10 protein-coding genes are annotated in these 10438 nt (G+C 61.1%); 5 read left to right on the top strand and 5 right to left on the bottom strand.

What is annotated here, in order from left to right; all coding sequences use genetic code 11:
- Nucleotides 1-26 precede the first annotated feature (26 nt).
- From B9Z41_RS04010 to ruvC, 5 genes are read left to right on the top strand one after another with little or no spacing between them, the layout of a single operon-like run.
- Nucleotides 27-617 (top strand): YqiA/YcfP family alpha/beta fold hydrolase, encoded by a 591-nt coding sequence (locus B9Z41_RS04010; RefSeq protein ID WP_100145316.1) that lies wholly within the window; start codon nt 27-29, stop codon nt 615-617.
- A gap of 52 nt (nt 618-669) precedes the next feature.
- Nucleotides 670-2763: a ribonuclease catalytic domain-containing protein gene (locus B9Z41_RS04005; RefSeq protein WP_100145314.1), complete on the top strand. Its 2094-nt coding sequence runs from the start codon at nt 670-672 to the stop codon at nt 2761-2763.
- 47 nt (nt 2764-2810) lie between these two features.
- The gene (locus B9Z41_RS04000; protein ID WP_100145782.1) at nt 2811-3623 is read left to right on the top strand and encodes an energy transducer TonB; all 813 of its coding nucleotides are present in this window, start codon (nt 2811-2813) and stop codon (nt 3621-3623) included.
- Nucleotides 3620-4357 (top strand): monofunctional biosynthetic peptidoglycan transglycosylase, encoded by a 738-nt coding sequence (mtgA, locus tag B9Z41_RS03995; protein ID WP_100145312.1) that lies wholly within the window; start codon nt 3620-3622, stop codon nt 4355-4357. Before B9Z41_RS04000 ends, mtgA begins: the two co-directional genes overlap by 4 nt.
- 9 nt (nt 4358-4366) lie before the next feature.
- The gene (ruvC, locus tag B9Z41_RS03990) at nt 4367-4915 is read left to right on the top strand and encodes a crossover junction endodeoxyribonuclease RuvC (protein WP_100145310.1); all 549 of its coding nucleotides are present in this window, start codon (nt 4367-4369) and stop codon (nt 4913-4915) included.
- A 1-nt stretch (nt 4916) separates the two neighbouring features.
- On the opposite strand, the gene lpxC is transcribed toward ruvC, so the two are convergent.
- The 5 genes from lpxC to B9Z41_RS03965 form a co-directional block, all read right to left on the bottom strand.
- Nucleotides 4917-5840 (bottom strand): UDP-3-O-acyl-N-acetylglucosamine deacetylase, encoded by a 924-nt coding sequence (gene lpxC / locus B9Z41_RS03985; RefSeq protein ID WP_100145308.1) that lies wholly within the window; start codon nt 5838-5840, stop codon nt 4917-4919.
- Nucleotides 5841-5915: 75 nt separating this feature from the next.
- Nucleotides 5916-7181, bottom strand: coding sequence for a cell division protein FtsZ (gene ftsZ / locus B9Z41_RS03980; RefSeq protein WP_100145306.1), 1266 nt, complete (start codon nt 7179-7181; stop codon nt 5916-5918).
- A gap of 182 nt (nt 7182-7363) precedes the next feature.
- Nucleotides 7364-8593: a cell division protein FtsA gene (gene ftsA, locus B9Z41_RS03975; protein ID WP_100145304.1), complete on the bottom strand. Its 1230-nt coding sequence runs from the start codon at nt 8591-8593 to the stop codon at nt 7364-7366.
- Nucleotides 8594-8629: 36 nt separating this feature from the next.
- Complete coding sequence (locus B9Z41_RS03970) at nt 8630-9454, bottom strand: cell division protein FtsQ/DivIB (protein ID WP_233202506.1); 825 nt, start codon at nt 9452-9454, stop codon at nt 8630-8632.
- Complete coding sequence (locus B9Z41_RS03965) at nt 9451-10437, bottom strand: D-alanine--D-alanine ligase (RefSeq protein WP_100145302.1); 987 nt, start codon at nt 10435-10437, stop codon at nt 9451-9453. Before B9Z41_RS03965 ends, B9Z41_RS03970 begins: the two co-directional genes overlap by 4 nt.
- Nucleotide 10438: the final 1 nt, after the last annotated feature.

Raw genomic sequence — 10438 nt, 5'->3', positions numbered from 1 at the left:
CACAGGGGTGGCGTTAAGCTCCTGACATGCCCACCCCCACCACCCACCTGCTCTACCTGCACGGTTTCCGCTCGTCCCCTCAGTCCAACAAGGCCCGCTTGATGGCAGCACTCATGGCCGAGCGTTTTCCGCAGGTGCAGTGGTGGTGTCCGCAGTTGCCGCCCTCGCCGCAAGCGGCTGCCGCGTTGATCGCGCAAGGCACCGCCCATTGGCCCGCAGACACTTCGGCCGTGATCGGTTCGTCCCTGGGCGGTTTTTACGCCACCTGGATCGCCGCCCAGCGCGGCTGGCGTGCGGTGCTCCTCAACCCTGCGGTGGACCCAGCCCGTGACTTGAGCCGCTACATCGGCGAGCAAACCAACTGGCACGACCCAGCAGAGCGTTTTTTCTTTGCCCCTGAATTTGTCGATGAACTGCGTGCCTTGGCCGTTGGCCCCCTAGCGCAACCCGAACGCTTCATGACCCTGATTGCCAAGGGCGATGAGGTGCTCGATTGGCGCGAAATGACCGCCCGCTATGCAGGCGCACAGCAAACCGTGCTCGAAGGCGGTGACCATGCCCTGAGCGACTTTGACCAGTACATCCCCCAAGTCTTGGCCTTCCTCGGCCTGTCTTAATTCCGCACCACATCGTGCAACGGCACAGGGCGGGCATGGGACAATCGCACCCATGTACGCATTGTTTGAAGAAGCTGGCAAATTCCAGACCGGTCGGGTGCTGTCCGAAGCAGAGAGCTCGGCCCAAATTGAACTGGAATCCGGCAAACGGGTGAAGGTCAAGGCAGCTCAGCTGCTGCTCAAGTTCGACAAGCCCTCGCCCGCCGACTTGATGCGCGAGGCACACGCCTTGAGCGCCACCATTGAGCTGGACTTGGCTTGGGAATTCGCCCCCGAAGACGAATTTGGCTTTGCCGATTTGGCGCGTGAATATTTCAGCGCCCAAGCCACACTGACCGAACAAACCGCCGCCCTGCTGCGTCTGTTTGAAGCGCCCCATTACTTTCGTCGCGCGGGCAAAGGCCGCTTCAAAAAAGCCTCTGCTGAAGTGATCCAGCAAGCCCTAGCTGCGATCGACAAGAAAAAACAAATCCAAGAGCAAATCAACACCTGGGCACTGGCCTTGACGCAAGGGCAATGCCCCGAGCCAGTCCAAGCCCAGCTCTACAAGATCTTGTTCAAGCCCGACAAAAACGCGCCCGAATACAAAGCTGTGGTCGACGCCGCGCGCGCCACTCAGACGGCGCCCCTGGCCCTGCTGCAACAAGCCGGCGCCATCACCTCGGCCTACCAGTTCCACTGGCAACGCTTCTTGTTCGACAACTTTCCCAAAGGCACGGGCTTTCCTGCCGTCCAAGCCCCGGTCATTGCCGACGAACTGCCACTGGCCCCGGTGCAGGCCTATTCCATCGACGACTCACAGACCACCGAAATCGACGACGCCTTGTCGGTGCAAGGGCTGGGCTCGGGGCAGGTCACACTGGGCATTCACATCGCAGCACCCGGCTTGGCGTTGAAGCCAGGCGACGCCATCGACCAATTGGGTCGCCAGCGTTTGTCTACGGTGTACATGCCCGGCTACAAAGTCACCATGCTGCCCGACGCCGTGGTGCAAACCTACACCCTGCAAGAGGGGCGCGACTGCCCGGCGGTGTCGCTGTACGTCACCTTTGACGAAACCACTTTAGGCATTCAACACACCGACACACGCATCGAGCGTGTGCCGATTGCGGCCAACCTGCGCCACGACCAACTCGATGCCATCGTCACCGAAGCTTGGCTCAACGACGCCAATTTCCAGCACGCACAAGGCACGCAAGAGCCTGCCATGCCACGCGTGCAACTGGCGTTTTTGTTTCGCTTGGCCCAACATCTCAAAGCCCAGCGCGAGGTGGTACGCGGCAAGCCTGAAAACTTCAACCGACCGGACTACAACTTCCGACTCGTGAGCGGCGCAGACGCAACGCAAGACCCCAAAAGCGGGCTGGCACCCACGGGCCACGAACAGGTGCAGATCAGCGTGCGCCAACGCGGCGCGCCACTCGACCTGATGGTGGCCGAAGCCATGATTCTCGCCAACAGCACGTGGGGCAACTGGATGAACGAGCTGGGTGTGCCCGGCATCTACCGCAGCCAAGCCAGCCTGTTGCCGGGCGTGAAAGTGCGCATGGGCACCAAAGCCCTGCCCCACGCCGGCATTGGTGTGCCCAGCTATGCCTGGAGCACCTCGCCTCTGCGCCGCTACACCGACCTGGTCAACCAATGGCAAATCATTGCTTGCGCCAAACACGGCAACACCGCGGCGTTGGCTGCGCCGTTCAAACCCAAAGATGCCGAGTTGTTCTCGATCATCTCGGCCTTCGACGGTGCCTACAGCGCTTACAACGGCTACCAGGCGGGCATGGAACGTTTCTGGACGCTGCAATACCTCAAGCAACACCAGATCACTGAACTCACCGCCACCGTGTTCAAAACCTTTCCGGGCCAGCCGCCCATGGCGCGCGCCGACACCCTGCCCTTAGTGTTGCCCGTGCTGGGCAACAGTGAATTGCAGCGCGGCGCACGCGTGCAACTGCGCCTGGGTGCGATCGACGACATCACCCTGGACATCAGCGGTCAGTTCATGGCCCTGCTCGACGCTGACCAGCCCCATGGCACCGACAGTGCCGAGCCCGCAGAAGATGAAGACGACAGCGCAACTGCCGGCCCCATCGCCATCGCGGTGGACATGGACGATGCACCCGCTGCGGAGGTCAATCCAGCGTGAGCGTCTTGCAGCGTGTCACCCGTTTGCAATGGGCCTTGGCCATTTCAATGGGCGTGCACGTTGCACTGCTGAGCTTGCGCATCGCAGCGCCAGCGCAGTTCGATCGCCTGTTCAAAGACACGCCACTCGACGTGATCTTGGTCAACACCCGGGTCGTGTCCAAAGCCCCCGACAAGGCCCAAGCCCTGGCTCAAACCCAGTTGGCAGGCGGTGGCGAACAACGCAGCGGACGTGCAGCCTCGCCCTTGCCCTCAGCGGCCACCACCACCGCGGGTGACAGCGCCGATACCATGCAAAAGCAAATGGCCTCGTTGCAAAAACAACAGGCCTTGCTGCTGGCTCAAGTCAAAGACTTGTTGGCCCAGTTGCCCCCGCCGCAACCCCAAAAAGCCGACCCGGCCCAAGAAGCGCTGGAAGAAAAACGTCGCCAACTGCTCAAACTCTTGGCCGAGATTGAACAACGCATCGACCAAGACAACGCACGCCCACGCAAGCACTACATCAGCCCCGCCACCCGTGAAGTGGCCTACGCCCAGTACTACGATGCCCTGCGGCGCAAAATCGAAGAACGCGGCACCTTGTACTTCCCCGAACGCGGCGGACAAAAACTCTACGGCGAACTCACCATGGTCATCACCGTCAACGCGAATGGGCGTGTGCTCAGCACCGAAGTGGTCCAAGGCTCTGGCCAGCCCGACCTGGACCGACGGGCCCAAGCCATTGCCACCAGCGCTGGACCTTTTGGCAGCTTCACCACGGCCATGCGCAAACAAGCCGATCAACTGGCCATCGTCTCGCGCTTCATCTTCAGCCGCAACAACACCTTGCAAACACGCGGCGGTGCAGGAGCCCCTGGATGACGTTCTCTCGCACTTCCCCCATCTGGCGCTGGCTGCTGCTGCTGCTCGTGGCATGGCTGGGTTTGCAAGTTTTCTTTTTGGCGCGCATCGCCTTGATGGCCCGTATCGCGCCTGAGTCCACAGCCTTTGAACGCTCGGAGGCCTGGCGCATCGTCACCAGCCAAGACCGACTGCGCTGGCGTCAAGACTGGGTGCCTTACAACAGCATCTCCAACCACCTCAAACGTGCGGTCATCGCGTCAGAAGACGACATCTTTGCCCAGCACGACGGCGTGCAGTGGGACGCCATTGAAAAAGCCTGGGCCAAGAACGCCAAGGCAGAGTTGCAAGCCAGCCGCGCGGCCTCACACACCACACGCCCGCCCAAAGTGGTGGGTGGCTCCACCATCACGCAGCAACTGGCCAAGAATTTGTTTCTGTCGGGCGAGCGCACCTTCCTGCGCAAAGGCCAAGAATTTGTGCTGACCTTGATGCTTGAAGCCGTGCTCGACAAGCGTCGCATCTTGGAGATCTATCTCAACCACGTGGAATGGGGCGAAGGCATCTTTGGTGCCGAAGCCGCCGCGCAACATTACTTCCACAAGCCTGCTGCGCAACTGGCTGCTTGGGAAGCGGCACGCTTGGCCGTCATGTTGCCGCGCCCCAAGTACTACCAAAAATTTCCGCAGTCTGAATACCTCGCGGGCCGCACCGACATCATCGTGGCCCGCATGGGCGGCGCGCAACTGCCCTGAACCATCACCATGCGCATCCTTGGCATTGACCCCGGCTTACGCACCACTGGCTTTGGCGTGGTGGAAAAAGACGGCCAACAACTGCACTACATCGCCAGCGGCACCATCCGCACCGACAAGCAAGTGCAAGGCGACTTGCCCGCGCGCTTGAAGGTGTTGTTCGACGGCATCCACGAAGTGGTGGCACGCTACCAACCCGACTCATCGGCGGTGGAAATCGTCTTCGTCAACGTCAACCCGCAAGCCACGCTGCTGCTGGGTCAAGCACGTGGTGCCTGCGTGACGGCGTTGGTCACCTGCAACTTGCCCGTGGCCGAATACACCGCCTTGCAAATGAAGCAGGCCGTAGCCGGACACGGCATGGCCAAAAAAGCGCAAGTGCAAGAAATGGTCAAACGTTTGTTGAACCTCCCCGGCCTGCCTGGCCCCGATGCCGCCGACGCCTTGGGGCTGGCCATCACACACGCACATGCCGGGCAATCGATGGCGCGCTTGGCCGCAGCCACTGGCTTGCAGCGCGCCACCAGCGGCATGTACAAGGCGGGGCGGAGTCGCTGAATTACCAGGCCGGCGCGAGCTGCGCCAAACCCGGTGGCGCTTTGCGCGCATCTTCAAACGTCACCACGTCATAAGCCTCGGGGCGGCTCAAGAGTTCACGCAACAGTTTGTTGTTCATCGCGTGGCCTGAACGAAACGCGGAGTACGCGGCCAACAAGGGCTTGCCGATCAAATACAAGTCGCCCATGGCATCCAAGATTTTGTGCTTCACAAACTCGTCGTCATAGCGCAGACCATCGCTGTTCAAGACCTTGTAGTCATCCATCACGATGGCGTTGTCTAACCCACCGCCCAAGGCCAGGCCATTGGCGCGCATCATCTCCACATCGCGCGTGAAGCCAAAGGTGCGTGCACGGGCAATGTCGCGCACGTAGTTGCCGGTGTCCATGTCAAACACCACGCGTTGACCCGTGGAGTCCACCGCCGGGTGGTGAAAGTCAATTTCAAAACTCAGCTTGTAGCCATGGTGCGGGTCTAGGCGGGCCCACTTCACGTTGGCACCTTCCCCCTCGCGCACTTCCACCGGCTGCAAGACACGGATGAAACGCTTGGGTGCGTTTTGCTCCACGATGCCCGCACTTTGCAGCAAGAACACGAAGGACGAAGCCGACCCGTCCAAGATCGGCACCTCTTCCGCCGTGATGTCGATGTACAGGTTGTCGAGCCCCAAGCCTGCACACGCCGACATCAAGTGCTCCACCGTGAACACCTTGGCACCGGCGTTGGAAATGGTCGACGCCAGACGCGTGTCGGTCACCGCCACAGCGCTGATAGGAATGTCCACCGGTTGCGGCAAATCCACCCGACGGAACACGATGCCCGTGTCGGGTTGCGCCGGTCGCAGGGTCAGCTCCACACGCTGGCCGCTGTGCAGGCCGACTCCCACCGCTTTGGTGAGGGATTGAAGGGTTCTTTGTTTCAGCACAGGGTGAATTTTACCGAGCCCCCCGTTCAGGGGGCATGGTTCGTTTCAATGACCTTGATAGAAAGCTTGAAACACTCAGTCCGCTTGCTTGCGCAAGAAGGCTGGAATTTCATAGTCATCCATGCCGCCCGACGACAGGGCATCCACCTTGGCCGCAGCTTGTGTGCGGTTGGTGCGCCACACGCTGGGAACGGCCATGCTGTTGTAGTCCGGTTGCGTGGGCGCAGGTGCAGCCCCCACCCCCAAACCAGCAGCCAAACCCGACAACCCTGCGCTGGCAGCAGCCAGAACACCAGCAGGCGAGGCGTTGTTGGCGTGCATCGGCATGCCCACACCATCGGTGCCCGTGCGCAACACTTGCAACTGAGGCGCAGCACGACGGCCACCGGCCAAACCAGTCGCCACCACGGTGACACGAATCTGGTCACCCAGTTCTTCGTCGTAGGCCGTGCCATAAATCACGTGCGCCTCGGGCGAAGCGAACTTGCGAATGGTGTTCATGGCTTCGCGCGACTCAGACAACTTCAAGCCACCCTTGGCGGCAGTGATCAGCACCAGCACGCCCTTGGCACCCGACATGTCCACACCTTCCAGCAGTGGGCAAGCCACCGCTTGTTCGGCAGCGATGCGGGCGCGGTCTGGGCCGTTGGCCACGGCGGTGCCCATCATGGCTTTGCCGGTTTCGCTCATCACGGTGCGCACGTCCTCAAAGTCGACGTTCACCAAAGCTTCCACATTGATGATTTCGGCAATGCCGCCGACCGAGTTTTTCAACACGTCGTTGGCAAAGGCAAAGGCTTCGTCTTGGCTGGCATCGTCGCCCAGCACATCCATCAGCTTTTCGTTCAACACCACGATCAGCGAATCCACGTTGGCTTCGAGTTCGGCCAACCCTGTTTCGGCGTTGGCCATGCGACGGCTGCCTTCAAACTCGAACGGCTTGGTCACCACGCCCACGGTCAAGATGCCCATCTCACGCGCCACACGCGCCACCACTGGGGCTGCGCCCGTGCCGGTGCCGCCACCCATGCCGGCTGTCACGAACAACATGTTGGTGCCTTCCAGCGCCAAGCGGATGTCGTCAATCGCCGCTTCGGCTGCTTCGCGTCCGCGCTCTGGCTTGCTGCCAGCGCCCAGGCCGGTCGAACCGAGCTGAATCACTTTGTGCGCATTGCTCACGCGCAGTGCCTGGGCGTCGGTGTTGGCCGACACAAACTCCACGCCTTGCACGCCCGAGCTGATCATGTGCTCGACCGCGTTACCGCCGCCACCGCCCACGCCAATGACCTTGATTTGTGTGCCTGAGTTGAATGCTTCAACTTCGATCATTTCGATGCTCATGATGTTTCTCCTATCGATCTAAAAATTTGCAGTTGCCTTGAATTCGTCTGTTGCTTGTTGTTGTGCATCGCGCCCCTTTCAAGTGGGCGGTGCGTGCGCAGCACCGGGTCGCCATCGTCGACCACGGTGGCGAAGCGGCGGACTGCCGCGCGCCAAGTAAAGCAAGGAGGTGGGGATCATGGTTAAAAGTTCCCCACAAACCAGTCTTTGATGCGGTCCATCGCCGACTTGACCGAACCGCTCTTTTGCGACACCTTGACACCGCGCATGCGGTCGATACCGGCTTCTTCCAACAGCCCCATCACAGTAGCTGCGCGTGGCTGCGACACCATGTCGGCCAGGGCGCTGCTGTACTGCGGAATGCCGCGACGCACAGGCTTCAAGAAAATGTCTTCACCCAGCTCCACCATGCCAGGCATCACCGCACTGCCACCGGTGAGCACGATGCCCGAAGACAACACCTCTTCGTAGCCTGACTCACGGATGACTTGCTGCACCAGCGAGAAAATTTCTTCCACCCGGGGTTCAATCACACCTGCCAAGGCTTGGCGGCTCAGCATGCGTGGTGCGCGGTCGCCCAAGCCCGGCACCTCGACCTGGACATCAGGATCGGCCAGCAACTGCTTGGCAAAGCCCGACTCCACCTTGATGTCTTCGGCGTCTTTGGTGGGCGTGCGCAAGGCCATGGCGATGTCGCTGGTGATCAGGTCACCGGCAATTGGAATCACGGCGGTATGGCGGATGGCGCCGTTGGTGAAGATGGCCACATCGGTGGTGCCCGCGCCAATGTCCACCAAAGCCACACCCAACTCACGCTCGTCATCGGTCAACACCGACAGGCTAGAAGCCAAGGGGTTCAACATCAGACGGTCCACATCCAAACCACAACGGCGCACACATTTGATGATGTTCTCGGCGGCACTCTGCGCACCGGTCACGATGTGCACCTTGGCTTCGAGTCGGATGCCGCTCATGCCAATCGGTTCGCGCACATCTTGGTTGTCGATCACAAACTCTTGCGGCTGCACCAACAGCAAGCGCTGGTCGGTCGAGATGTTGATGGCCTTGGCCGTCTCCACCACGCGCGCCACGTCCGCAGCCGTCACCTCTTTGTCTTTCACCGCCACCATGCCGGTGGAGTTGATGCCACGGATGTGGCTGCCGGTGATGCCGGTGTAGACCCGCGTGATCTTGCAATCGGCCATCAGCTCGGCCTCTTTCAGCGCCTGCTGAATGCTTTGCACGGTGGCGTCGATGTTCACCACCACACCACGCTTGAGGCCGTTGCTCGGGGCCACACCCAGGCCTGCGAGTTTGAGCTCACCGCCGGGCATGACTTCGGCCACGACCACCATGACCTTGGCTGTACCAATGTCTAAGCCGACCACCAAATCTTTGTAATCTCTTGCCATAACCGCCTCGTTCTTTCTCTACTCTTGCTCCACCCGTCAACGCACAGCGGGCACGTCTGTCGTGCTCACTCCGCGCAGCCGAAGCGCATAACCGTTGTCGTAACGCAGGTCAGCCGATTCAATGGCTGTCACCTTGCGTCCCAACTTGCTTGTCGCTTGCACCAGGGTTTGAGCCAACCGTTGCATGCGCACCATCACCTCTGCCGTGCTGCCACGGCCCAACTCGATCACGGCGCCGTGCGCCACCCGAGCGCGCCAACTGCCACGCCCTGTCAACTCCAAACTCTCCAGCGCCAAAGTCAGCTCCGAAAAAACCGGGGCCAAGGTGCGGTACATCGCCAGCACCTGCTGCGACTGGCTGTCTGGCCCGCGCAAGCGCGGCATCTTTTCGTCGTCCAACTCGCCCACATTGGCCTCAAACACTTCGCCGTAGCTGTTGACCATGCGCGACTCGCCGTCGTCGCCCCAATACGCCACGGGGCTGTGCTCTTGCAAGGTGACACGCAAACGGTTGGGAAACTCACGCGCCACACTGGCGCTGCGCACCCAAGGCACGGCTTCAAAGGCAGCGCGCACCCGAGCCAAATCGGCGGTGAAAAAATTACCCGTCAAACGCGCCGCCACATTGGCACGCAAAGTCACGGCGTTGTTGTGCTCCACATCTCCCAGCACGGTGATGCCGTTCAGGGCAAACGCTGGCAAGCGCACCAGCGCCCACACCCCGGCAACCAACGCGCACACCACCACAGCCGTCAACATGAGCGACGACGCCACATGCATCAAGCGCACGTCCAATGGCACCACCACCGAGGTATCAACCTCGGGGCGCGGGCGCATGTGGGTGGTGTAGCGGGTGCTCATGGGTGGTGTGCACCTGCGGGGTGATCGAGCGTGGCACTGGCCAGCAGCTTCAAGCACAAGTCTTCATAGCTGATGCCCGCAGCACGTGCAGACATGGGCACCAGCGAATGGCTGGTCATGCCGGGTGAGGTGTTCATCTCCAGCAAAAAGGGTTTGCGGTCACTGGCACGCAGCATGATGTCGGCGCGGCCCCAGCCACGACAGCCCAGGGCGCGGTAAGCCGCCACCACCAAGCGCTGCACGTCACGCTCTTCGTCAGCAGGCAAACCACTGGGGCAGTGGTACTTCACGTCATCGGTGAAGTACTTGTGGTTGTAGTCGTACGCGCCATCAGGCGCGGCAATGCGCACCACGGGCAAAGCGTAGGCGGTCGCACCGCTGCCAAGCACGGGACAGGTCAACTCTTCACCGGTGATGAATTCTTCGCACAACAAATCGGGGTCGTAACGCGTGGCCAGGGCCGCAGCGTCTGCCATCTGCGCGGCATCGGTGACCTTGGTCATGCCAATGGATGAGCCTTCACGCGGCGGCTTGACGATCAACGGCAAGCCCAGTTGCGCAGGAATGGCGGCCACTTTATCGGGCGTTTGTTCATCGGCATCCAGCCACACATAGCCGGGGGTGGACAAACCCACCGCGGTCCACACGCGCTTGGTCATCACCTTGTCCATGGCCATGGCCGACGCCATCACGCCCGAGCCGGTGTAGGGAATGCCCAGCAACTCCAGCGCACCTTGCACCGAGCCGTCTTCGCCATAGCGGCCATGCAGCGCGATGAAACAGTGGGTGAAGCCCTCACGCTTCAACGCATCCAAGCTGCGCTCGGCCGGGTCAAAGGCCAGGGCATTCACGCCTTTGGATTGCAAAGCCTTGAGCACGCCACTGCCCGACATGAGCGAGACCTCGCGCTCTGCCGACAGGCCGCCCATCAACACCGCCACCTTGGCGGTTTGCACATCGAATGTTGTATTCACGCGGTTCATG

Origin of the sequence: Limnohabitans sp. JirII-31, assembly GCF_002778315.1 — a bacterium.
Taxonomy (GTDB): domain Bacteria; phylum Pseudomonadota; class Gammaproteobacteria; order Burkholderiales; family Burkholderiaceae_C; genus Limnohabitans.
This window is presented reverse-complemented; position numbering and strand designations above follow the sequence as displayed.